14 protein-coding genes, 1 tRNA gene and 1 pseudogene are annotated in these 24609 nt (G+C 54.8%); 7 read left to right on the top strand and 9 right to left on the bottom strand.

Annotated elements, in window-relative coordinates; all coding sequences use genetic code 11:
• Positions 1 to 85: 85 nt before the first annotated feature.
• The 3 genes from HFD97_RS20350 (at position 86) to HFD97_RS20340 (ending at position 1891) form a co-directional block, all read left to right on the top strand.
• Positions 86 to 763 carry a hypothetical protein gene (locus tag HFD97_RS20350; RefSeq protein WP_046102090.1) on the top strand — a complete coding sequence of 226 codons (678 nt, stop codon included), beginning with the start codon at positions 86 to 88 and terminating at the stop codon, positions 761 to 763.
• Positions 764 to 935: 172 nt separating this feature from the next.
• A complete protein-coding gene (gene mtfA, locus HFD97_RS20345; protein WP_185155368.1) occupies positions 936 to 1712 on the top strand; it encodes a DgsA anti-repressor MtfA in 777 nt (258 codons plus the stop codon).
• A 103-nt stretch (positions 1713 to 1815) separates the two neighbouring features.
• A tRNA-Asn gene (locus tag HFD97_RS20340) sits at positions 1816 to 1891 on the top strand.
• Positions 1892 to 2102: 211 nt separating this feature from the next.
• On the opposite strand, the pseudogene HFD97_RS22415 reads toward HFD97_RS20340, so the two are convergent.
• Positions 2103 to 2270 (bottom strand): annotated as a pseudogene (locus tag HFD97_RS22415) (LysM peptidoglycan-binding domain-containing protein); the annotation flags it as partial.
• Positions 2271 to 2511: 241 nt separating this feature from the next.
• Between HFD97_RS22415 and HFD97_RS20330 the strand changes: the two are divergent.
• The 3 genes from HFD97_RS20330 to HFD97_RS20320 all read left to right on the top strand — a co-directional run bounded on the left by HFD97_RS20330 (position 2512) and on the right by HFD97_RS20320 (position 3683).
• Positions 2512 to 2772 (top strand): GlsB/YeaQ/YmgE family stress response membrane protein, encoded by a 261-nt coding sequence (locus HFD97_RS20330; protein ID WP_167431520.1) that lies wholly within the window; start codon positions 2512 to 2514, stop codon positions 2770 to 2772.
• On the top strand, positions 2757 to 3179 hold the full coding sequence (locus tag HFD97_RS20325; protein WP_341874291.1) for a YidB family protein: 423 nt from the start codon (positions 2757 to 2759) through the stop codon (positions 3177 to 3179). The genes HFD97_RS20330 and HFD97_RS20325 overlap by 16 nt, the downstream gene beginning before the upstream one ends.
• A gap of 303 nt (positions 3180 to 3482) precedes the next feature.
• Positions 3483 to 3683 (top strand): SymE family type I addiction module toxin, encoded by a 201-nt coding sequence (locus tag HFD97_RS20320; RefSeq protein ID WP_167431519.1) that lies wholly within the window; start codon positions 3483 to 3485, stop codon positions 3681 to 3683.
• A 71-nt stretch (positions 3684 to 3754) separates the two neighbouring features.
• On the opposite strand, the gene HFD97_RS20315 is transcribed toward HFD97_RS20320, so the two are convergent.
• From HFD97_RS20315 to HFD97_RS20280, 8 genes are all read right to left on the bottom strand, one after another.
• Complete coding sequence (locus HFD97_RS20315) at positions 3755 to 3970, bottom strand: hypothetical protein (RefSeq protein ID WP_244319741.1); 216 nt, start codon at positions 3968 to 3970, stop codon at positions 3755 to 3757.
• A 198-nt stretch (positions 3971 to 4168) separates the two neighbouring features.
• Complete coding sequence (locus HFD97_RS22410) at positions 4169 to 4624, bottom strand: hypothetical protein (RefSeq protein WP_244319740.1); 456 nt, start codon at positions 4622 to 4624, stop codon at positions 4169 to 4171.
• Positions 4625 to 4733: 109 nt separating this feature from the next.
• The gene (locus HFD97_RS20305) at positions 4734 to 5135 is read right to left on the bottom strand and encodes a hypothetical protein (RefSeq protein ID WP_167431518.1); all 402 of its coding nucleotides are present in this window, start codon (positions 5133 to 5135) and stop codon (positions 4734 to 4736) included.
• Positions 5136 to 5139: 4 nt separating this feature from the next.
• Positions 5140 to 17403 (bottom strand): hemagglutinin repeat-containing protein, encoded by a 12264-nt coding sequence (locus HFD97_RS20300; protein ID WP_167431517.1) that lies wholly within the window; start codon positions 17401 to 17403, stop codon positions 5140 to 5142.
• 15 nt (positions 17404 to 17418) lie between these two features.
• Positions 17419 to 19086: a ShlB/FhaC/HecB family hemolysin secretion/activation protein gene (locus tag HFD97_RS20295; protein WP_167431516.1), complete on the bottom strand. Its 1668-nt coding sequence runs from the start codon at positions 19084 to 19086 to the stop codon at positions 17419 to 17421.
• A 395-nt stretch (positions 19087 to 19481) separates the two neighbouring features.
• On the bottom strand, positions 19482 to 19637 hold the full coding sequence (locus HFD97_RS20290; protein ID WP_167431515.1) for a hypothetical protein: 156 nt from the start codon (positions 19635 to 19637) through the stop codon (positions 19482 to 19484).
• Positions 19638 to 19775: 138 nt separating this feature from the next.
• Complete coding sequence (locus HFD97_RS20285) at positions 19776 to 20888, bottom strand: beta-propeller fold lactonase family protein (protein ID WP_167431514.1); 1113 nt, start codon at positions 20886 to 20888, stop codon at positions 19776 to 19778.
• A gap of 179 nt (positions 20889 to 21067) precedes the next feature.
• Positions 21068 to 22477 (bottom strand): EmmdR/YeeO family multidrug/toxin efflux MATE transporter, encoded by a 1410-nt coding sequence (locus tag HFD97_RS20280; RefSeq protein ID WP_140028916.1) that lies wholly within the window; start codon positions 22475 to 22477, stop codon positions 21068 to 21070.
• A gap of 464 nt (positions 22478 to 22941) precedes the next feature.
• Here HFD97_RS20280 and HFD97_RS20275 point away from each other — a divergent pair, with 464 nt between their 5' ends.
• Positions 22942 to 24396 carry an AMP nucleosidase gene (locus tag HFD97_RS20275; protein WP_167431513.1) on the top strand — a complete coding sequence of 485 codons (1455 nt, stop codon included), beginning with the start codon at positions 22942 to 22944 and terminating at the stop codon, positions 24394 to 24396.
• Positions 24397 to 24609 lie beyond the last annotated feature (213 nt).

Here is a 24609-nt window from a genome sequence, read left to right as displayed (position 1 = left end):
TAAAGCTTTTATGATAGTTATGAGATGTGAAGCAAATGGACGTATACAGCAGTAACCGGGTTTTACTAATAACAAGAGGTATTCCATGAAAGAACGGCCGATTCTTTTTTCCGAACAGCGTGTCCGTGCCCTGTTGGTTGGCCAGCAAACGCAAACCCGGCGCATTATGAAAACTCAGGCTTTTGGTCCGGGTCAGGATCATCATGAAGGCGTACACGCTTTTGATGTCAGTGCGAATCATCTGCACGGCTATAAACTGATGTCGATGAGCGACATCAGCTATCACTGTCCTTATGGTAAACCGGGTGATCTGCTGTGGGTACGCGAAACCTGGCGCGGTCCGATGGTGCCGGAGAGCGATCTGGCCGAATATGAGCGTGACCCGACGCCGTTCCGCCTGCCGGAATATTGTCAGTACCGCGCCGATAGCAATGAGCTGGGTCAGCACGCGATGAGTACCCCGGAAGCGGAAGAGTTTGGCTGGCAGACCGCCATCCATATGCCGCGCTGGGCCAGCCGCATCAATCTGGAGATCACCGGCGTTCGCGCTGAGAAGATTCAGGATATCAGCGAAGATGACATTATGGCGGAGGGCGTACAGACCGATTCGCACTTCCTCAATAACTTCTTCACCATGAACGTGAACTCAGAGTCGCCTAAAGAGGCCTATCGCAAAGCCTGGCAAAAACAGTATGGCGCGACCAGCTGGGAAGTGAATCCCTGGGTCTGGGTGATTGAGTTTCAGCGGGTGGGTCGCAACTAGCCCTTCAGCCCTGCGCTTTGCGGGCTGTATCACAGACAACGGCCGCGCTAACGGGTTGAATAGACAGCCCTCAGGCCTGCAGCCGGATCAAAGGTGCCAGCATTCGATGCTGGCATTTTTATATCTGGCGCGTCAGGATAGCGAAAGAGTCCGGTTCTGTGCAGGAGTTGCGATGTTTAAATGGCCCTGGAAAACGCAAAACGACACCCTTCTGGCTGCGCTGCCCTGGCAGCAGGGGCTGGCCCAGCCTATCTTCAGCCTGCTCAGTGAAGACGAACAGCAGGCGCTTACAGCGCTGGCGCAACGCTTCCTGCAACAGAAGAAGCTGGTGCCGCTGGAAGGAACAGCGCTGGATGAACTGCGCAGCGTGCGCATCGCCCTGCTCTTCTCTCTGCCGGTGCTGAAACTGGGTCTGGAATGGCTGGACGGTTTTCATGATGTGCTGATCTATCCAGAGCCGTTTAAAGTTGACGATCAGTGGCAGGATGAGGATGGGCTGGTTCACAGTGCGCCTGCCGTTCACGCCGGTCAGAGCTGGACGCAGGGGCCGGTGGTGCTTAACTGGCTCGATATTCAGGACTCTTTCGATCTCTCTGGTTTCAATCTGGTGATCCATGAAGTCGCCCACAAACTTGATGCGCGCGGCAGTGGCTACACCAGCGGCGTGCCGGTGATCCCGCTGCGCGACGTGGCGCAATGGGAAAAGGATTTGCATGCTGCGATGGCGGAGATAGAGAGTGAAGTCGAGCTGGTCGGAGAACAGGCGGCGACTATCGATCCCTACGCCGCCAGCGATCCGGCTGAGTGCTTCGCTGTACTCTCCGAATACTTTTTTACCGCTCCGGTTCTGCTGGCTGAGCGCTTTCCGGCCATGTATCAGCATCTGCGTCAGTTCTATCAGCAGGATCCCCTGAGCCGAATCGCCACTGAAGGCGTGCAAATTGCTTAAATCGCGATCGCTTTGCGTTAATCCTAGCCAGTTGAATGATAATGTATTTTTTGCTGTTGACACCTCGGGGCGACCCCGTTAATATTCGCCTCGTTCCAACGATTCCTCTGTAGTTCAGTCGGTAGAACGGCGGACTGTTAATCCGTATGTCACTGGTTCGAGTCCAGTCAGAGGAGCCAGATTAGAAAAAGCAGCTATCCCCGGATAGCTGCTTTTTTGCTTTTCAGATGCCCCACTCTTTGTTCATCTCAACAGCCCTGTTCTCCCGCAACGCTGACTAAACCAGAACACCGTAAATGCTCTCTGCCCTGTCAGAAATCCTTTATCACTGTAAGCGGCAAATAAAAACCAGCAGGCCACGCTCTGTGAACTGCTGGCTGCTGAATATTCCGGAATAATTAACACCTGACCTGGCGCGATGTTATCCGGATTGCTGAGAGTATTTTTGTTGGCCTCAAAGATTTTCATATAATGAGAGGCATCGCTGTAGAATGCTTTTGCAATGGCGCTGAGCGTGTCACCGGATTTTACCGTGTAGGTTCGCTTGCCTGCTGCGGTGATATCAGGCTTATTTTCAACATTCTTATTATCGGTATTTAACAACTCCTCACCTATATTTTTAATACTATCCAGAATGCTCATAATTCTTCTCCCGTTGTTTCCGATACGTTTAATTTAATTAAGAAAACACCATTGCCAGATAAAAGGCAGGCGGCGTACGATACACCCGCTCTTAATTGACGAATTAAACCACAGTTAAACGCTGATAGGATTAATAAAAAAATAAAGGATGCAGGAAATGGGTCTATTGTCATGGGTAGTATTTGGGTTGCTGGCCGGCATCATCGCCAGATGTATTATGCCGGGTAAGGAACATATGGGTATTTTCATGACCATGATACTCGGTATTGTGGGTGCGTTGACTGGCGGGTTAGTCAGCACCTTTCTGGGCTTTGGCAAGGTCAGCGGTTTCAATATATACAGCATTGCTATTGCGACAGCGGGATCAGTTATCGTGCTGTTCGTCATTCATAAAATCAGAGCCTGCAGGCAGTCCTGATATCTTTTAAATCGGGGAATAACGGAATGGTTTTACTGGACCAGGTGCTGGCCATGTGCGGCCTGAATAATCAGACCAGCCAGGAAGTGAAAGGTGTGCTGGAGTGGGTTGAGCAGCAAGGCGGTTTACACGCGATTGTGAACCATCTTCAGAGTGGTGAGTACAGTGAGGTAGTGAACTCCTGGCTTGGCAATGAGGAGAATGTTGCCCTGAGCCGTGACATGGTGCAGAAGATGATTAACTCAGAAGCGATTGAACAGCTCGCTTCACGACTGGGCATCAACACCGATGAGGCGCTGAATCTGCTGGTGAAATACCTGCCTCAGCTGGTGGACAAGTCTTCAGCGGAAGGTGTCGTTAATAAAAAATTCGACGTGACCGGCGTGATTAGCCAGTTGATGCATTGAGGATGAGATAAAAGGAAGATAAAAGCCTGTTGCGAAAGTATGAGGCTTTTATCTTTTAAATGAGTCAGGATGAATTAAGACAATTACTGAAAAACCCTGCTAAAGGTTGATGAAAGGCATTCATTTACTTTTATAAAAAAATTTTTATCTTATCCTTCACTCTCTGCCAGACGAAATCTATAAACTATTTTACTACCCACCTGAATGAATGATACTGCTTTTTCCTACCTTTTGGTCAGGCACATAATAATATTTAGTTTAGGAAATAATTAAGGCTGACACGCATCATAATCAGTGATATGCATGCCCAAAACCGCCGCCAGCAGATCACGGTCGCATGATTACGCAGTAGGATGCCCGGCTAATAAAGGCCAGTCAAACCCGCTGCCACAGCTGACCATCAAGGGACGCTGGCTGGAAGCGCTGGGCTTTACGACCGGGCAGAAGATCGAAGTGATCACCGGGCCGGGACAGTTGATCATCCGGCTGACGAATGAAGGATAACTGGCTGACCTTTAAAGTAGAATGCCGGCTCAGCGGCCGTGATATAATATTATTACTATAATAGCCTATTCTTAGATTAATTTATTTTTAAGCCAATTAAAATCAATAGGACTAATATTATCTGAAAATTCAACCTTTACATCATTTACACTATCTTCTTGTTGTAAAATTGCAATAAACTCGTCATTTCGAGAAGTTTCAGCTATCAGGCTTTCATAATCTACATCATTAGCGATGACAATTTTTAAATTATCTTTACAATTCTTAATCACGATTCCAAAAAGCAACGGAAATTACCTTAAGGATCAAATCTGGCCCCCGGCCATCTTGGGCGATGACATCAAATCTTCCGAAACGACTTCCTTCTTTTACAGACACGCCAGGTGCTTTAACTATACCCTCTTATATTTCTGTCTCTGTTCATTGATCTGAGCAGGAGTTCCTTTTGCGGCAGGATAGATACTTCCCTTTCGGCTGCCTTGTTTTTATAACGCCCCACCTGCAACAGTAAATTTGCCATATTTAGCGGCTGATTCAATATTGGCTCCAGTTTTGGCAAGAGGATATAATTCAATCTGGTCAAACTTATCGGCATCAATCTTGCCAGTACCTGAAGGAATATTCTTCGTCTCATTAGCCGCCGCAGCTTCCGCTTTCGCCGCCGTCGCCCCGGCCGCTGTCTTGTCGATACTTATCGCGCCGCCAGCGCCAACACCGCCCGGCACGATCTCTTCCGCCCCCTGGATACCGGCATTATTCAGGCAAAGCACCACATTACCCGTACAGGCCTGTATCATTGCTTTCGCTGCCGCTGCTATTTCCGGTGTAACCGCTGCCAGCGTTCCAGCCCCGAAGCCCGCAGGAATAGCAACCATCAGCGCCTCATTCACCGCCAGACCACGCTGGCAGGCTGCGCCTGTCGGATTATCCGCAGAGGACATCACGTCCTTGCCATGTTCTCTGGTGAAACTTTTCTGACCGCTTTCCGTTCCGCCCAGAAGATTATTCTCAACGTATAGGAATGCCAGCCAGCAAACCAGGATTCAGAACTCAGTTCAAAATATCCGCTGACACATTACCAGTATCAAAAAATTCTTTAAATGTCCTAACGACAAGGTCAAAATCATTTGTTAGTTGGCTTTCAGGCCAGTAATCCCCATAAATTTGGATTTTTTTATTGTTACCAGATTTTGATTTATTCCAATAGGAACGGACTGTTAAATCAGATTCCGAACACTCTAGTAACGTCATGAGATAGAAACTATCCTCTGTAGACACATCTAGATTCATTGGTCCAATATCAGGTTCGGGTAAGATACGTAGCCTTACACCACCAGAATTTCCTTTTAATTTCATTAGAAATTCTTCTACATCGCTCCACTTGGGAGAGCGAACTCTCGTAAAAGAGTTTTTAGCGTGTAGATAGTAATCAACTTCGAACCCATTTTTCATAAGTTTATTTCCTGGTGAATTTTTTCATCCCTTTTTCCCAATACAAGGTGTCGCCGCTTTTCTCTTCAAAAATTGTAAGCGATTTCAAACCAGATTTCTCAGCCATGCTTTTTACATCGCTGAGACAGTAACCGCAAACTGGCTTACCAGATACTCTCATTTCCATACTACGACCAGCTGTCATACCTTGATCATAGGCTTGTTGAATAGTACCTACTTCAGCATGGGCTGTAGCCATATTTCCATTTGGGAAATTTTTATCCGGTTGATTCATTACTTTTGCCTGTACAACATCATTAATAAGCGTTGGCTTGCTAGCATCTCCCAAGAAGAAATCAGGTCTATTCCCCTGATTTGTATCCGTAAAGACTTTTCCAGTCTCAGGGTCTGTCAATTCAGCAGTAACTTTCGGGATAGAAGAATGTGCATTTTTATCAATAGACTGAGAATTGTCTGGCCACCCAGCCCCTTTATTTGGAGAAACTATTCCTGTTTCAGTTTTCGTGATTACGCTATTTCCAGCCACACTACCAAAGATAGCCGCTGTACCCAAGCCTACATTAAGTGCGCCTTCCCCGTAATTACCATCAACGATCTGACCAATTCCTGTCCCCGTCTGATAACCACCACCAGCTGCCAGAGTAGAACGAGCAATAATCCCCGGAGCGCCAGGCAATGCCAATAAAGCATCAGTTCCCAATGCAGCCTGACCAGACTGCACGCTATATCCTTTAAGATAACTTAGTGCTTCATTATAAGCCTGAATATTCCCAGTGGATGCCACAAATGCTGTACCCGACAGGAGTCCCCGTATAGCCTCCTCAGCTTTCTGTGGGGTATATCCATACATAGACTGAAGTTCATAACCATACTGGTTAAGTAATCCAGCTAGCTCTTGCTTCTGGCCTTCTGTTAGTGGTTGGCCTGATTGGAACTGTTGCAGCAACAAATTGCTGGCTCGATCAGCATTCATCAGCCTGACGATATTCTGTGAAGCTTCTAACAGGTTTTTACCGGCTTTCTGTTCCTCGATGGATTTATTAAATGTTTCGGCTTTCTTCACGCTCAGAAAATTATTCTCAACCGCATTCTTTCCAGCAACCGCCCCCTGAACCCCGCCCTCTATAGAACCGGATGCCGCTCCTGCCGATAGTTGTGCTGCCAGCTGGCTGAGCGCGCTGATTACCTGCTTCTCATCCTGCGACAGGTCGCTGGCCTGCTTGCCAGGATACATCGTGCTGAGGATAGTGCGGGCCATAAGCTCGCCACCTGCCGCACCAGCTGCCCCTGCAGATGCGTTGTTGCCCGCCAGCTGCGCCAGTACAGCGCCCGCTACCGCATGCGCCATAGTGTTAGCCAGAACGTTAGTCTGTTCCTGCCCGTTAACAAATGTGCTGGTAGCGTGCTTGATTTTATTGGCGATATAAGGCGCCATTCCACCTGCTGCGGCTGATCCCAGATTGCCTGCGCCCAGCCCGCCCAGCACGCCTGTCACCGCTGCCGCCGCCATAGAATAGCTGCCACCAGTGCCCCACTTCTCTGCAACAGCCTTATAGCCCGCATCCTGAACAATCAGATCGTTTAACGCAGCCTGAGATAAACTGGCATTTTGCGGATTTGCTTTCAGCAGCCTTTCTTTGGCCTCGTCCTTAGCTGCCTGCATCTTGTAGCTGCTGACATCGCTTGCAACACGCTGACCCAGCTCCTGAATTCCCTGTGCGAACTCCAGTTTGCGGGCGACCTTATCCTTGTCGAATATCTTGTCGATATGGCCGTTGGCGTTATCTGTATCTCTGCTCAGATCTGCGACATTCTGCGTCTGCTCCTCACTGTTACGCACCGTGATAGTGCCATCCGCTACGGCTGAACGGGTGGTACCGGACGCACTGGCATTGCTATTGGCAGAGGTCGGAATCGCACCGCCTGACATTTGATGATTTTCATTACCGCCACCCATACTGATTGATGAACTGCTGGCTTTATAAGATGCATGGTTGTCGATGTCTGACCAGCCCAGCGTGCCGGTAGAGAGTGCATTGTTTGCGGATTGCGCGGTTGAGGCGATCACCGCGCCATTAAGTTGAGTGTGGTTACCCACATAAACGTCATAACCCCCGTTACCGGCAAACAGGCCGCTCTGATCGCCCACGCTCGCGTACTCACTGTTCACTTTACTCTGGCTCAGACTCAGGCCAGCCGAGCCGGTCATGCTGCCGAACGTAAAGCTGAAGCCACCGCTTGCGCTCTGCTGTTTGCTTTGATAATCATCGGTATCCTGCAGGCTGGTCATCGTCAGATCATGACCAACATCAGCAACAATTCGGTTACCCAGCGCCTGCGCGCCAGACAACACGGTATCGTTGCCGCTGCTCAGGGTGAGGTCATTGCTGGCGTTCACACGGCTGTTGACGTAATCGGTGGTTTTGCCGTTCTCCTTGCCGCTGGCCATAAAGCCGCTGGCCTGCACACCGATGCCTGTCTCTTGACCTATCGCGATATGGATACCGCCACTCCAGCCAGAAGCTTTATTGCTGCTCTTCTGTTCTGTGTTATTGGTTGCCGCAGTGAGGTTGAGATCGTGCGACGCAGCAAGCGTGACATTTTTGCCGGTAATGCCGCTGCCAGAGAGAGTAATATCACCGCTACTGCCGTTGGCACCGGTCGCCACCACGGCAATGTTGCCGCCGCCATTGAGAGAGCTCCCTTTAACGGCATTGGCGTTATATTCCGATGAGGATTTACTCTTACTTGCGCCGACACTGAGCTCAATTTTAATCCCTGCTTCGCTCATATTGCCGTTTGCCAGAGCCTGACCAGACTGCATGGCTTTTCCACCAGACATCGCCCAGCCACTTTCCAGAGCTTTTACCGCGCCCAGGGCTTTAAGGCGATCATCGCCCGCCTCACTGGCCGATTTTGCCTGTTCCCCGAGGCTTAATAAGGCATCGGTGATCGGGCTGGTCAGCTGCAGTGTTAAGCCGCTTTTCTTCTGTTCATACACCTGACGACGGCTAACAAGATCGTTGCCAGGATCAATATTCACAGAGCCACCGACCACGCTGATATCTTTTTTAGCGATAACATCAGAACCAGCGATGTGTGCATTGTTACCGGCAATCAGGGCGACACTGCCGCCAGTGCTGCCTACAGCACTGGCACTCTGACTTTGTGTGGTACCGTCGCGATTAAGTTGCTGACGAGTGGAAGCACTGCCGAACGTCACACCAATACTGCCGCCGCTCATCATGCCGCTCTTTTTGGTTTCTTTCAGGCTATAGCTATGCTGCTCTTCAGTTGCCGCTGTAACCGCAAGATCACGCCCTGCCTTCAACGCAACGCTGTTATCGCCAACCACGCTGGAACCGGTTACGGCCACATCGCGTCCAGCGACAATCGCGATATTGTTGCCACTCAACGCCGAAGATTGTTCAGTCGTCGAAGAGTTCTCATGAACCGTGTGCGTGGTCTTTTTAGAGAAAAGCTTTTTCTTAACTTTTGTCTCTTCGTCGTAGTGATAATCGCTTTCGGTTGCCGTGCTAATCGTCACATCCCGCCCTGCCTGGACGGCAAGATCGTCGCGGGCATCGACTCTCGCGGCTTCAGCGACCACATCCCTGCCCGCCTTAACCGCCGTACTCCCACCGCTGGCAATTTCCGTGCCCTGCTGGCGTATCGACTCATTAATCTCAACCTTCTTACCGGCTTTATAGCTATTGCCAGAACCGGTTTCCGCAGCCAGCAAATTGACGTCACGCCCTGCCTGTAAGGTGACGTCTTTGTCTGCGGCCATGCCTGCCGCCTGGCTATTAATATCGCGTCCGGCCTGGAGTGCTAAATCACCGCCACTGGTCAGCGTCGTGCGATCCACACCGGTTGAATGGGTTTCACGTTTGCCCTTCACCTCATTCTGACTGCTGGTCGCGCTGTTGAGATTAAGATCGTTACCGGCTGCCAGCGCCGCGTTTTTATCAGCCTTGATGTTGCTGGCGGAAACCGTCAGGTCGTGGCCTGCCTGCATCGCCATGTTGCCGCCTGCGGCAATCTGGCTGCCGACGGTATTGACGGTCTTAGTGCTGGTCGCATCAACTTTTTGCCAGCGATTTCCGGAACCGGACTGCGCGCTGCCAGTGACGTTCTGATTGCCGGTGATGGCAATATCATTCCATGCGTTCAGCAGCAGATCGCCACCCGCTTTGAGGTTCGCGCCGGTGACAGTAATATCATTGCCCGCCTTGAGGCTAAGTGAATCCAGTGAAGTGATGCTCGCCGTTGGCCCGCTTAGGGTTTCGGTATAGGATTTCTTCGCACCCTTACCGTTATCTGCATCCAGATGCCAGAGCTGCGACGTAGTCAGATTGTTGATGTCACCGTTAATACTCTCCAGTGCCACCTTCTTACCGCTGATGGTTGCGCTGACGTTATTGATATCATTCAACGCGCTGAGCTGCAGATCGCCACCCGCATGGAGCAGACCGGCATTGAGGTTACTGAGCGTATTCTGGCTGTCGATGGTCAGATCGTTTTTAGCCATCACGCTACTACCGGTGTTGGTAACGTTGCCGCCTTTCAGCGTCACGTTATTACCGGCGATCACACTGCCATCACGCACTTCGACATCTTTTGTCGACAGATAGAGCTTCGGCACCATTACCGTTTCACCGTTGATCGTGGTGGCTTCCCACCAGAGCATGCTCTTGTCTAATGAAGCGAGTTGTTCTGCAGAGAGTGAAACACCAAATTCCAGGCCCATTGACTGCTGAGCGGCGGCAGCGTTATCCATCAGATAGCGCATCTGCTCAAGGTCGGAACCCAGGCCATTGATATAACGGTTACCCGTCTGATTCAGTACCGCGTTGCTGACATAGCGGGTATCAAACGCCGCATCGCCGAGGAAGCGATAATCATAATCTGGCTTCAGGTTAAGACGGTCGAGCATGTACGAGGAGCCAAGGAAAGCCTTCTCGTCTGTATATTGAGGACGCGTTTCCTGAAGTGGCGTGGTAGCAGGCTGTTTGCCAAGGAGTGTATTCAGGTCATTGAACAGACCCTGATTAACCTGCCCGAGGCCGTTGAGTTTAGGGTTAACGGTAATCAGGTAGCGGCTATTGGCTTTTGACGCGACAAAGTAGCCGTTTTCGCCCGAAGGTAAAGGATAGGCACTGATATCAACTTCAGCAGCCTTGTAGTTATGCAGTGTCGCAGATCCCTGAGCAGCGTTATTCAGGTTAAGGGCCTTGCCCAGAAGTGCGTTGTTTTTACCTGCCGTTGCGTACTGCGTCAGCGAGGCGCTGCCAGGTGAGGCCGTCTCCAGCGCTCCTGCGCCATTGACCTGCTGCAGCGCATTCTGCAATTGATCGCGCCATTGCGGTGTATTAATTGCGGCTTTATCAGCATTAGCCAGCTGCTGGTGAGACTGCGCGCCAGCGGTGCCTATGGAAGTTAATCCGCGCAGGGCCGGAGCAGAAAGCGTATTACCACTCCAGCCAGCATTTGCGGTGGTATTGGTATTACTGATATCGCCGCTGAAGTTAGCAGAGACGTTACCGCCTGCCTGGATAACGGCGCGATAGAGCTCTCCCGGTGTGAAACTCGTCCCCTGATCTGAAAGTTTATATGTTATTGATTTTACTTTCGGCTTATTCCGAGAGCCGGTGGTAGCATAAGTATGTTGATAACCGTAGTCACTAGTACTTGTATATAGGTGTGCGTAATCAAACAATATCCCTTCATACTTATAAGTAAAATAAGTACTTTGTGTCCCAGCCTGCCAGGATTGGTTGTTCAATTGATTTCCGGAGAGAGATATATCTCTCTGCGCCAGAACATTACTGGCCTGATTATCAAACATAGCTGCTCTTATATTCATATCACGGCCCGAGGCTATGCGGGCTGCACCACCATTACTGCTAACGTTTATCGTGGTGTTAGATGATGAAAAATTCTTAGTCTCGGCTTCTTTTGTTGGTACGTAGTAATATGCTGTTGAAGTTTTACAACCTTGCCCATTCTTTCCCCATGAATCACATGTTTTTTTTGAGTTTACGAATACCCCATATTCCTCTGGTTTAAATTCAGAGATTGGAACCTTTATCAGGTCTACTCCTAAGCCCGTCTGGTTTGAAGCGGTATGCGTTTCAGAAACACTCAACCCATCTCTTGTATTCAGCAGATGCCCCGTATTAATCGTGATATCGCCGTTCTGCGTTTCGATGGTGCCGGAGGTGTTAATTACTTCGCTGTTGGCATTCCCCGCCGCGTCACCCTGAAGCCACATACTGCCGCCTGCCAGCATATCGGCACGCTGGTTACGAATGCTGTTGGCAAACAGAGAAAGGTTACCGCCCGCATAGAGCAGCGCGGTGTTAACGATACTGCCTGGTGCGCTGAGCACCAGATTGCCAGCAGTCCCGGTGAACCCGTCCAGCGTGATATCGCTGCGGCTGGCCAGGTTGATGTTACCGCCGCCCTGCAGCGTGCCATTCCCGTTCATGGCGATGCGATTGCCGCTTAATGCACTGTCACCGGCACCGGTAGTGAGCTGACCATTATTGGTGAGATCGCCGCCTGCACTCAGCATCAGCGCCCCGCCCTGCATCGTGCCCTGGTTATCTATCGCGCCGTTACTGCTGACGGTGAGTCGCCCGCCTGCCGCCAGTACATCGCGACCGGTAAAGCCATTGGCGATGTCCAGCGTGGCGTTACCCAGCGCCACTACCTGACCGCGCTGATCAAAGCCGTTGCTGTGAACCAGCAAATCGCCGCCGCTGAACAGGCGACCGCTGCCCGGCTGGCCCACCTGAGCAGCCATCACGCTCAGCCGGTTGTTACCCAGCAGCGTTCCGCTGTTGTTGACCTGCTGATAATTGACCTCAAGATTGCCGCCCTGAGCTGTGCCCTGGTTGCTGAAGCCATTACCGGTCAGTGTGCCCTGGCCGTCGGCCAGTAGCGTGCCGTTGTTGCTGGCATTGGTCGCATTGAGAATCAGCTGCGACGCCTGTAACCAGCCGTTGTTATTCAGCTGCGGCGTATTCAGCGTCTGCGCACCACCCGAAAGCCACCGGCCATCGTTTTGTGTTAAACCGGTTATGGTCGCCACACCGTTGCCGTTGCCCTGAATCAGGCCAGAGTTGAAGAGTTCCGGCCCGGTCAGCGTCAGGGTATTTTGCGTGATCAGGGTGCCGCTGCCGCCATTGGTAATGCGTCCGCCGGCATTAATCAGCAGATTGCTGTCACCCTGTAAGCGCCCGTTGTTATCCACCGCACCACTGGTGATCTGCAGGTCGCCGCCCTGCACGCGCCCGGCATTATTGAGCGAGGATGACTGAAGCGTTAACCTGCCTGCGCTGAGCAGCGTTTTATCCTGCTGCTGGGTCAGTGCGCCATTCAGGCCCACCGTCAGCGCCTCGACACCGGTTACGGCACCGTTATTGTTTAACGTGTCGCCCCGCAGCGTCAGGTTACGGGCGATCCATTCGCCCTGATTGGCCAGCGTCAGAGCCTGCAGCGCCGCCGTACCATTCGCCGAAATCTTACTGCCTGCGCCCGCATCAAGGCGATCGGACAGAATCAGCTGCAGCGCATCCGCACTCTGGATCGCGCCATTATTGGTCAGCTGCCAGGCATTCAGCAGGATCTGCTGCCCCTGCCAGCTGCCGTTATTCACCACGTCTCCGCCGTTGATGTTCAGCGTGCCCTGCGTCAGCAGCGATCCACCCTGGTTATTCATTAACTGGCGTGCTGGCGCGGCCAGTGCTCTGAGCAGCATCCGCCCGCTGACCTGCGGCATCGCCGCAAAGGTTAATGCCTGCAGGCCGATCAGGCTGCCCTGATTAATGACGCTCGCGGGCGTAATGGTCAGGGTTTTACCCTGCACCGAACCGCGGTTATTCAGGATGGCTCCGTTCAGGGTCATCGCCCCTTCACCGAGCAGTGAACCGCTGTTGTTCAGGGTGTTGGCCGCGATCTGCGCCCTGCCCTGGCTCAGTAAAGCGCCGGCGTTCTGCAGTTCGTTGCTGATGCTGACGTTCAGATCCTTGCTGCCCAGCAGCGATCCCTGATGCAGCCAGTTGTCCGCGTTTACCGTTGCCTGCTCACCCTGCAGCACACCCTGAGTGGTGAGCTGGCCCGCGTTCAGCGTCAGCGTTCCACCGCTCAGCGTTTTGCCGCCGGCCAATTGTGTGAGGTTATCAGCCTGTGCAGTCAGTGCCGTGCTGCCCTGCAGCAGACCGTCATTGTTCAGGCGGGTAGCCTGTAACCCCAGCCGGTTCGCCATCACTTTGCCGCTGTTGTTCAGCGTGCTGGCGTTGAGATCGCTATCACCCTGACTGACCAGCGTGCCGCTGTTAGACAGATCGCTGGCGACATGACCCTGCAAAGCATGGATGCCAGTGATGCTGCCGTGATTACTGAGCGAGTCCAGTGTGAGATCGAGTTGCTGACCCTGCCAGCTGCCATCATTGACTGCGCTTCCACCCTGGATAACCAGCCGATCGCCGCTCAGCAGTTGACCACCGTTGCCGTTATGGAGCTGGGCGAAGCGGAGATCCAGCAGCGTCTCGCCCTGCAGCAGCCCGCTATTTTCCAGCGTGTTGCCGCTGGCGCTGAGCTGCTTCGCCGCAATCTGCCCGCTGTTGCTGAGCGTCTGCGCATGCAGATCGGCCTGGCTGGCGCTGACGATCTCTCCTGTGCTGCTGTTACTCAGCGAATCGCTAATCTGAAGACCGAGGTTATCGCTTAACAGGCGTCCGCTGTTGCTGAGACGATTGCTGTTGATTGCCAGCGCCCCGTTGACCTGCAGCAGGCCCTGATTATCGAGTTGATCGAGCGTCAGGGTTAGCGGTCCCCCGGCGATCAACTGGCCGTCATGGAGGTTATGGAGTTGCTGATGGTCGAGCGTCAAGCTGCTGTTGCCCTGCAGCAGCCCGGCGTTGCTAAGGGTAGGTGAATGGAGGCTGAGGTTATTCGCCGCCAGCGTTCCCGTGTTCTCAATGGCTGTGCCCTGCAGATTCATCTGCTGCTGGCTGAGCAGACTGCCGCTGTTAGTCAGCGCACCATTGACCACGGCGGTTAACGCTTTGCCGGCGCGGACATTGCCGCCGTTCTGCACCCTATCGGCGTTGAGCACCATCTCATCGGCCTGCATGGCGCCGTGGTTATTCAGCGTCGCCACGTTTCCGGTGAGCGTGCCATCCGTGAGCAGCTGGCCTCCCTGCTGATTGTCCAGCTGGCTGCCTTCCAGTGAAAGCTGACGATTACCCTGCAGCAGACCGCTGTTAATCATGTCACCGCGCAGCGTCAGTACCTGGGCCATCAGCCAGCCGCTGTTGTCAGTGTGGTCAGCTTTCAGCCCGATGCCCTGCTGCCCCAGAATTTTTCCGCTATTTTCCAGCGTACTGCTTTGCAGATCGGCGTCGGTCTCACTCAGCGCATTGCCGCTGTTCTGCCAGCGGCTGGTCTGAACGGTAAGCTGTTTGCCCTGCAGCAGTCCGCTGTTGTCCAGGGTCTGCTGTTTCACGCTCAGCTGCCCTGCGCTGAGCAGCGTGCCGCTGTTGGTTAACCCGCTGCCCTGCAGCGAGAGAGCCCTGTTACCCTGCAGCGTGCCGCTGTTTTCCAGCAGGCTGACGTCACTGTTCACCGCGCTGGCAGCGACTGTCCCCTGATTGTTCAGCGCATCACCCTGCAGGCGGATCTGGTCGTCCGCCAGCAATTTTCCACTCGGCTGATTACTTACGCGTCTGAATGTGCTGCTCAGGCTGGCGGCATTAATCTCGCCACTGTTGTTCAGCTGGTCACCACTCAGCAGCAACGTTTTGCCGCTGGTGATCAGTCCGCTGTTACTGAGTTGTGGCAGGCCAAGCGTAAAATCGTTGTCGGAGCTGATTGTCCCCGCAGCAAGATTATCCAGCTGTGTGGACCTGATGGAGAGTAATCTGTTGCCCTGCAGCAGGCCGCCGTTGCTGAGTTGCGCGGCGTTCAGCGTCAGTTCAGGCGCGGTTAATGACCCGCTATTACGCAGCTCTGCGCTGTTCAGGATAAGGGCGTTCTGACTGCTGATAGCTCCCTGATTTTCCAGCCAGCCACGGGCGGTCATCTGCGCGTCACCGCGGGCTGTGATGGAGCCATTCTGCTGCAGCGTATCGGCGTTAACCACGGCATCGCCGTTGCTGACCATTTCGCCGCTGTTTTTCAGGGCCGTAGTGTCAATCTGCAACCGCTGACTGACGATGTTGCCACTGTTACTGAGCGCGTCGGCGAGGTTAAGCGTTGCGTTACCCTGTACAGAGAGTGCACCGTCCTGATCCAGACGTTTCGCCGTCAGCGTGGTGTCACCGCTGCTGATGACTTTTCCCTTGTTCGTCAGCGTACCGCTGTTGATATCAAGACGGCCCGCGCTCAGCTCCCCGCTGTTACTTAGCCGATCGGCCACGTTCAGCTGCACCCTTCCCTGAGAGGAGAGCGTTCCATCCTGCTGCAGGCTACCGGACGTGATATCCGCCTCCTGACTGCCCAGCAGGCTGCCGCTGTTGAGCAGCGAACCGCTGTGAATCGCCAGACTGCTGCCACTCAGTTCGCCACTGTTGTTCAGTTCTGAAGCAACATTCAGCTGATTACGGTTAGTGGCGGATAGGATGCCGCGCTGCCTGACGTGACTGGCTGTGATCAGCGCGTCACCGGCGCTTAACAGCCTGCCGCTGTTGTCGATCGTGTCGCCCTGAACGTTCAGGCTGCCGCCGCTGATCTCCCCGCTGTTGTTCAGCGCACCGGTCACGTTAAGCTGATTTTTTCTGCTGGCTGAAAGAGTGCCGCGCTGCTGAAGAGTGTTCGCTGTGATCAGGGCATCCCCGGCGCTTAACAGCCTGCCGCTGTTATCGATGGTGTCGCCCTGAACGTTCAGACTGCTGCCGCTGATCTCCCCGCTATTACTCAGGTTGCCGGCAACGACGACCGTGTTGGTACCCTCAGAGAGCAGCATGCCCTGCTGCTGCAGGCTGTTGCTGCGGAGCTTCGCCTCGCCGTGGCTGGTCAGGCTGCCACGGTTAACCACCTGTGCGGCCTGGATATCCAGTTGTTTAGTCGCGGTCAGCTGACCCTCATTCTGTAAAAGAGAGGAGGCGGAAAGCTGCATCCGGTCAGCCGCATTGCCGCTGCTGTTTTTATCGATGCTCAGAGCGCCACTGCTGAGACGGGCGCTCTGGCCTGCGGTCAGGCTGCTGCCTTTAAGCGTTATCTGCCCCTGACTGTTAAGGTCGAGCGGCGCGTCGCTGCCGAGTTTTGCGCCTGTTAAGGCAATCTCCTGCTGTGCAGTCAGTGCGACATTCCCACCGGCTTTATGCTCACCCTGCAGCGCAATGCTGCTGCCTCTGGCCGTCAGGTTACCGCTGGTCAGGCTGTTATTGATGCTCAGCCGCCCCTGCGCATCCAGCACCATATCGCCCTGACGGGCGTTCAGGTTGCCGAGATTAACGCCGACCCCGTTTTCGCTGGAGACCAGATGGATGCGGTTTGCATACATCCCGCCCAGCGCACCGGTATCCACGGCGACTGACGGCGCAGCCCCTTCGCCCGCGACAGGTGTCACGCTGCCATCAGCACCGACCCGGTTTGCGCCCAGCGTGACATTGAGATCTCTGGCATGAATGTCCGCGTTAATTTCTGTTGCGCGCGCGATGATCGAGACAGCGTCGGCCTGGCTGCCATCCAGCCCTTTACCCTCAATGGTGATGGCGCCTTTCGTCACTTCCAGCGACCGCAGATTCCCCTGCGCATCAAGCTGCGGTTTACCGGTGGTGAGCGTCACATCTGGCGTATTGATAAAGCCGCAGCCATTACAGGTGATGCCGTAGGGGTTGGCGACCATCACATTGGCTGCTTTTCCCGCCACTTCGGTGTAGCCCTGAAGCTGCGAGCGGTTGGCCCCCACCACCTCGTTGATGATTGCCCGGGCTTCCTGCCCCGCTTTCAGATTCGGGTTGTTCTGGATGAGTCCACCCAGCTGCGTCTGCGTCAGCCGGCCGGTGGCGTTGTTCAGGATCAGCCCTTCCTGGCCGACGTTGTAATTCTGGTACTGGTTGTGTGACAGGCCCGACGCATTAGGGGTCGCGATGTTAATGACCGGCACGCCATTTCCGGCGGCATCCACCTGCGTTCCGGGCGTCGCAGGCGTAATCACGGCAGAAAAAGCGGGCAGCAGAGGCTGAAACGCAATCAGCGAGCAGATGAGATAGCTCAGCAGACGACGCGGCAGTGAAATCGGTAATTGATCATCCATAATCAGGGCCTTTTTTTAGAAAACGAGTCCAATACGTGCGTAAACGCTGAGGCGATCGGGCGCCAGGTAGTCGGGATAGCTGACGGGAATGCCCAGCGACAGCTGCGTGGAGACATGGGCGTTGCGGGTACCCAGTCCCAGCGAACTGCCCCACAATGTGCCGGCGGCATAGCGATCCTGTCTGTCGCTCTGCAGCCATCCACCATCCAGAGCCAGCGTGGAGCTGACTTCGCCAATCACTGGCAGCGTAAACAGCGTGTAGTTGAGTTCGTTGCGCAGGTAACCGCCGACATCGCCGGAGAGGTATTGCTCTTTGTAGCCGCGAACTGAGCTTTCACCGCCTATCGTCAGCCGTTCGCTGCCGTAGAGGCGATCGGGCGACCACTGGGCGTAGAGGCTGCTGAGCCACCACATTTTCTGCGTCAATGGTCGCTGATAGCTGCTGCTGACACTCCACTTGCGGAATTGCGCTTTGGGGAGATCGTCGCGTTTACCGCTGTCGCTTTCGGCATCGAACCACGGCATCCCGCGGCTCAGCATTGGATTAAAGGTTGCCACGCCGCCTGCCACTTTGTGCGTATGATTCACGCCGAGTTGCAGACTGGTGATTTTGCGGCTGCTGCTCTGAAGCAGTGTCTGATTCAGCCAGTTATGGCTGACATAGTGGCTGAGTCCGACCTGAACACCGGTTTTGATCTGTCCATTACGGAACAGGACCCACGAACCGCTGAGGCGGTTTGAGATGTTATCGCCGTTGCTGTACCAGTCGAAGCTGTTCGCGTTGAAGCGGCTGTGGTAGTTGCTCCAGCTATAGCTGTAATCCAGCAGCCCGTAGCCATAAGGCACGCTGACACCCGCCTGAAAATTCTGCGCGTCACGCCAGTCGCTGAACGCACTGCTGCGACCGCCGCTCACAAACCAGCGATCGGCCAACCCCAGAAGATCGTTCCCCACCAGCGAGGCGGAAAGCTGGCCGACACCGGTGCTTCTCTGCCCGCTGTTATCCATGTTCAGACCCAGCGTCAGCGGAAATTCAGGTTTACTGGTCAGATTAACGATGGAGTAGCCTGGCTTAGTCGACGGGATGATCTCAATCTGCACCGGCTCTGTGCGGAGGCGGTTGATCTGCTCCATGCCCTGTTCAATATCACGCAAATTTAAAATGCGACCGGCCAGGCCCGGAAAGGCCATTTTCAGCTGGTGTGAAGGGGTACCCTGCAAACGAATTTCTTCCAGCCTGCCTTCCAGCACCGTAATCGTTAACACTCCGCGGGAGAGATTCTGCTCCGTCAGAAAAGCACGGCTGGTGATATAGCCGCGCTGGACATACCAGTCGGATATTGCGCGTACCAGCTGGTTAATGCGTTCCAGCGTCAGGCACTGATTGATATAAGGCGCGACGAGTTTCGCCTGCTGCGCTGGCGTGATTAAGGTGGCCTGTTGCAGGATAATCTGGCGAATATCAAAGCAGGGACCGCCGACCTGCGCGGGCTTACTTTGAGGCAGTGCCACCTGATGTGACTGCGTTAACGCATCGCGCTGCTGCTGATCCTGTTGCAGACGCTGCTGCTGCTGATTCTGAATAACATCAAGGTCGCCGGGCGTGACCGGCGCCGCCATGACGTTGCTCATAAAAACACTGGCTCCGAAAGCCAGCCACATCCCTGTCTGCGGCATTTTCATCGAAGGTTTAACAACGCTAATTGTAAGTTTTGTGTAAGGACAGGCGTGCAGATTAACACCTTAATAATCAGAAGTTCCTTATTGACTTAAAATAACAACCTCATGACGGCAAAAGTAAAACTGGCAATGTAAAAACATTTGTTAAGCCAAATTTTTAATGCGCATGAGACATTATTTACAAAGGGTATTTTTGCGAGTGTTAACGATGTGAATGTAATCAGATGCGGTTGTGAAGGAATATCGACGCAGGATGTCTGATTTAAGTAACAGCGCTGAGGATTGAGCGGGAATTAAATGTTGTCTCGCTCAGGGTTGCGGTCGGGTGTCATTGCCACTTATAGAACGCAAAAAGGCCCGCTCAGTAAGCGGGCCTTTAACCGGGAAGAGAACAACCGCTATTTTTCATAGTAGCGATGCACCGCCGGGTAATATTCCAGCCCATAGAGCTGGCTCAGCGGCAGCAGCAGTTCGACGTTAATATCGCGCCCGGCATCATCCGTCGCAGGGCCGCTCAGCAGCTGTTCAAACCAGGCTTTCAGTTTCTGTTTCATCTCAGACTCTCCGCATCAGTTGATGCCCTGAGTAAACCTGCTTATCCGCCGGATCTGAACCAAAAATTTCTGCACTGCTTATGCCGGAACTGGCATAACGCGCCCTGCCCGGCCAGCCAGCCACCGGATGGCGCCGCTTTACTGCGCGATGAGCGTAACCCAGTTAGCCCCTTTACCGGCGCGGGCTTCTGACACCCGTTTCAGCTCGCCGCTGGCGGGATCGATGGCGTAGCTGCTTATCACTGCGCTTTTCTCTCCACTGACGATCAGCCATTTTCCCTGTGCATCAATCGCGATACTGCGCGGCTGTTTTTCCACCGGCCAGCTGCCGATCAGCGTTAACTCACCAGACGCTTTATCGACCCGGTAGCCGCTGACGGTGCTGGATGTCCGCTCGGTCACATAGATAAAGTGCCCGTCCGGCGTGATTTGAATGTCTGCCGCCCAGATACGTGGCGTGGGATCGCTGTAGCCCGCCGGGCGCTGCTCGCCGTGCTGCAGGTTATAGCGCTTCGCCACCGCATTCGGCCAGCGCTTCAACGCCGTCAGGGAGCCATCCGCCCCCCGCCGGAACTGGGTGACGGTGCCGCTCATCTCCGCGAGGTTATAGACAAAGCGATTATCCGGTGAGATCACCGAATGCCGCGCCCCGCTGTTTTTCTCGCCCTGAACGAACCCTTTACCCAGCGGGGTGATGACGCCATCGTCACTGAAGGCATACTGCAGCACCCGATCGGTGCCCAGGTTGCCGACGTACAGGGCGTGATTGCTGACGTCGGTGATCACCGAATGGGCGTGCGGCCCGGTCTTCACCTTCCCCGTGACCTGCTCCGTCACTCTTCCCTGGTTATCGATCCGGTTGCTGGTAACGATATCGCTGTCATAGGAGGCCGCCAGCAGAAAGTGACCGCGCCGGTCGGTGGTGATCCACGGAAAACTGGCCGCGACCGGTGTCACCGTCATTCTCTGCAGGTCGCCATGCGGACGGGTCACGCGCCAGCTGACGATGGCGTAAGGCGGGCTGCGCAGTGCGCCATAGAGGTGCTGGCCATCCGGGCTGGCCGCCAGCGGCATAATCTTTCCCCCAGCGGGGGTCTCGCCGCGCCAGTGCAGGCTGCCAGTGGTCTCATTAAGCGCATAACGGGAGACGGTACCCGACTCCGCATTCGAAACATAAACAAAGGTCGTTGCCCATACTGACGGGCTACAGAGCAGCGGCAGAAGCGCCAGCGCCGTTTTAAAACGGTTCATAGAATCACCTTTCTGATTATCGGGTCCGGGCATCCGAATGACGATAGCCAGGTCGGGCGCGTCGCGCATTGTGCAACTGCCTGAACGGTAGCGTAAAAGTCTGGAGATGTGACGGCGGAAGTGTTTCAGACCGGAATGCGCCACGCCTTCCCCGCACCGGGGAAGGCGTGAGCAGGCCGCTAACCGATTCTGGCAAGCATCTGACGATAGCGATCGAGCCACTTGCCGCTGTTAAGTCGCCACCAGAAGAAGACGCCGCGCACCGTCCAGTCGAGGAACATCCCCAGCCAGACGCCGGTGACGCCCATGCCCAGTTCAATGCCGAGCAGATAGCCCGCGACCACGCGCGCGCCCCACATACTGAACATCGACACGTACATGGTGTAACGCGCATCGCGTGCGCCCTTGAGCCCGGCGGGCAACACCCAGGAGGCGGCCCAGAGCGGCATGAACAGGGCGTTGAGCCAGAGCAGGTGTTTCGTCACGTTTATCACCTCGGGATCGCTGGTGTAAAAGCGCGCCAGCAATCCGGCCAGCGGCACCGTCATCAGCGCTATCGCGCTCAGACAGATCGTCGCCAGCCAGAAAACATGCCGCACCTGGCGCTCCGCCTGAAACACCTGATTTTTACCCAGCCGGGTGCCGGTAATAATGGTCGAAGCGGATCCCAGCGCATTGCCCGGCAGGTTGATCAGCGACGCCACCGAGAAGGCAATAAAGTTACCGGCAATCTCGCTGGTGCCCATCCCGGCGACAAAGACCTGAGTCAGCAATTTACCGCCGTTGAACAGCACCGATTCGATGCTGGCAGGCACGCCGATACCTAAAACTTCCATCAGGATGCTGCTGTTCCAGCGCCGGAAATAGCTCGACAGGGTGATTTTCAGGGAGGCGTTAAAACCGATCATCAGCACGTAAATCACGGCGATTGCCCCGATATAACGGGTAATGGTCAGCCCCAGCCCGGCACCGATAAACCCTAAACCGTCCCAGGAGAAGCAGCCGTAGATCAGCACGCTACTGATGATGATGTTAAGGATATTCATGCCGCCGTTAATCAGCATCGGGATTTTGGTGTTGCCTGCGCCGCGCAGCGCCCCGCTGCCAATCAGGGTGATGGCGGCAGCCGGATAGCTCCAGGCGGAAGTCTGCAGGTAGCTCAGCGCCAGCGCTTTGACTTTGGGTTCGGCCGATCCCGCAATCGCATCAATAATCAGATGCCCCCAGAACTCAATGGCGATCACCAGCACAAAGGCGAGTATCGTCATCATGGCCAGCGACTGACGCGTGGCGGCGCGGGCGCGCTTGCCGTTGCGTTTAGCCAGGCTGAACGCCACCACCACCGTGGTGCCGAGATCGATGGCGGCAAAGAACGAGATGATCACCATGTTGAAGCTGTCGGCGAGGCCCACGCCCGCCATCGCCTCTTTGCCCAGCCAGCTGACCAGGAAGGTGCTCAGTACGCCCATCAACAGCACACAGGCGTTCTCGAAAAAGATAGGCACTGCTAATGGCGATATTTCACGCCAGTAGAGCGTGCGATAAGCGCGACGTTTCGGGTACCACGCCGTGCGCCTGATCGCCTGCATCACTGCTACGCCGGGATTTTGCAAAGGATTACCAAATCAGAAGAGACTGGACAGGAGTTCTAATGATGATAGTGGGCAGAGAAATATGCAAAGTCTTTCCGGGACAAATTAATCATCGTTACAAACTTTTTCGGGCTGTCACGGCATTTTCTGCCCCGTCGCCCTGCCCGCTGTAGCAAACCTGTTTATTTCCCCGACGTTACAAACGCTCAGCGCGCGCGAGCGGGTACCCATCCTGCCCTCTTTTCGCCTTTATAATGCGGGCAGCGTAAACAAAACCCCGGCCTGGATCGTGAAGATTTTCTTATGAGCTTTCAGCGCCGCTCACGGGCGCATCCGGCCACGCTGTTCAGATTATCCGCCGGGTTCGTGCAAAAAAAAGGCGATCACACATTCTTCACCAATCTCTGCAACAAACCCGCTAAGCTTGGGGCAAACTGCGGAAAAAAATGGAAGGAGAAACCATGCCGACATTACGGAAAAACCTGACCAGCCAGCAGGCGCTGGATGAACTTGAACGCCTTTACAGTGGCGCGGTCGATGCACTGCGTGCGGCGATTAAAACGTTTACCGAAAACGGCACGCTGCCCGATGCCGACGCCCGGGAGCAGGGACTGTTTGTTTACCCGGAGCTGCGCATCACCTGGCGCGGTGACGGCCCGCAGCAGAATCGCACGCGCGCCTGGGGACGCTTTACGCATACGGGCAGTTACAGCACCACCATTACCCGCCCGGCGTTGCTGCGCCCCTACATTGCGGAACAGCTGGCAATGCTGGAGAAGGAGTATGAGCTGGAGATTGACGTGGTGCCTTCCCGCCAGGAGATCCCCTATCCCTATGTGATTGACGGCTCCGATCTCTCACTGGATCGCACCATGAGCGCCGGTATCGCACGCCACTTCCCGACCACCGAGCTGTCGCAGATTGGGGATGAGACCACCGACGGGCTGTTCCACGCGGACGCTCAGTTTCCGCTCTCCCACTTCGACGCGCTGCGGACCGATTTCTCGCTGGCCCGTCTGCGCCACTACACCGGCACCAGCGTGGAACATTTCCAGCCGTTTGTGCTGTTCACCAACTACACCCGTTATGTTGATGAGTTTGTCCGCTGGGCGATCGAGCAGGTGCGCGACCCGGAGACACCGTACGACAGCCTGGCCTGCGCCGGGGACGTGGTGCTGACGGCCGACACGGCCGACAGTGAGGCGATGCTCTCCGATCTGGCGTGGAAGAAGCATCAGATGCCCGCCTGGCATCTCACCTCACCCAACCGTCGCGGCATTACGCTGATTAACATCGGCGTTGGCCCGTCGAATGCCAAGACCATCTGCGATCATCTGGCGGTCATGCGCCCGCACGCCTGGCTGATGATTGGTCACTGCGGCGGTCTGCGCGAAAGTCAGCGGATTGGCGACTATGTGCTGGCTCACGCCTATCTGCGCGACGACCACGTGCTCGACAGCGTGCTGCCGCCTGACATCCCGGTGCCGAGCATCGCCGAGGTGCAGCGTGCGCTGTATGACGCCACCAAAGCGGTGAGCAACATGCCGGGAGAAGAGGTCAAACAGCGGCTGCGTACCGGCACCGTGGTGACCACGGATGACCGCAACTGGGAGCTGCGCTACTCTGCGTCGGCGCTGCGTTTTAACCTGAGCCGCGCGGTGGCGGTCGATATGGAGAGCGCCACCATTGCCGCTCAGGGATACCGGTTCCGGGTGCCTTACGGCACGCTGCTGTGCGTCTCCGATAAGCCGCTGCACGGTGAAATCAAGCTGCCGGGTCAGGCCAACCGTTTCTATGAAGGCGCGATTTCGGAGCATCTGCAGATTGGTATCCACGCCGTAGAACTGCTGCGCGCCGAGGGTGACAAGCTGCATTCGCGGAAGCTGCGGACGTTTAATGAGCCGCCTTTCCGGTAAGAGTGTTGCTGCCGGGGGGTGTTCGCTGCGCGAACGGGGCTTGATTGCGCTTGCTGCGCGAGCGGAGTCTGAGAAGATTTCGTTCGGCTGGTCGCCTGGGCTAATGGGTTCGCTGCGCGAAGGGGCACTGAGCAGTTTTCGTTCGCCCAACAGGTTGGGCAGTTTCAGCTTCGCCTCTGCAGGCGACCGACAAGGGGGCGCCAGTCGCCGCGC

The sequence above is a fragment of the Pantoea sp. EKM103V genome, from assembly GCF_011800365.1.
Lineage (GTDB): Bacteria > Pseudomonadota > Gammaproteobacteria > Enterobacterales > Enterobacteriaceae > Pantoea > Pantoea anthophila.
This window is presented reverse-complemented; position numbering and strand designations above follow the sequence as displayed.

Bases quoted from the DNA above. Each gene is read 5' to 3' on its own strand.
- HFD97_RS20350 (WP_046102090.1), top strand. From the start codon at position 86: ATGAAAGAACGGCCGATTCTTTTTTCCGAACAGCGTGTCCGTGCCCTG.
- mtfA (WP_185155368.1), top strand. From the start codon at position 936: ATGTTTAAATGGCCCTGGAAAACGCAAAACGACACCCTTCTGGCTGCG.
- HFD97_RS20330 (WP_167431520.1), top strand. From the start codon at position 2,512: ATGGGTCTATTGTCATGGGTAGTATTTGGGTTGCTGGCCGGCATCATC.
- HFD97_RS20320 (WP_167431519.1), top strand. From the start codon at position 3,483: ATGCCCAAAACCGCCGCCAGCAGATCACGGTCGCATGATTACGCAGTA.
- HFD97_RS22410 (WP_244319740.1), bottom strand. From the start codon at position 4,624: ATGTCCTCTGCGGATAATCCGACAGGCGCAGCCTGCCAGCGTGGTCTG.
- HFD97_RS20305 (WP_167431518.1), bottom strand. From the start codon at position 5,135: ATGAAAAATGGGTTCGAAGTTGATTACTATCTACACGCTAAAAACTCT.
- HFD97_RS20300 (WP_167431517.1), bottom strand. From the start codon at position 17,403: ATGGATGATCAATTACCGATTTCACTGCCGCGTCGTCTGCTGAGCTAT.
- HFD97_RS20295 (WP_167431516.1), bottom strand. From the start codon at position 19,086: ATGAAAATGCCGCAGACAGGGATGTGGCTGGCTTTCGGAGCCAGTGTT.
- HFD97_RS20290 (WP_167431515.1), bottom strand. From the start codon at position 19,637: ATGAAACAGAAACTGAAAGCCTGGTTTGAACAGCTGCTGAGCGGCCCT.
- HFD97_RS20285 (WP_167431514.1), bottom strand. From the start codon at position 20,888: ATGAACCGTTTTAAAACGGCGCTGGCGCTTCTGCCGCTGCTCTGTAGC.
- HFD97_RS20280 (WP_140028916.1), bottom strand. From the start codon at position 22,477: ATGCAGGCGATCAGGCGCACGGCGTGGTACCCGAAACGTCGCGCTTAT.
- HFD97_RS20275 (WP_167431513.1), top strand. From the start codon at position 22,942: ATGCCGACATTACGGAAAAACCTGACCAGCCAGCAGGCGCTGGATGAA.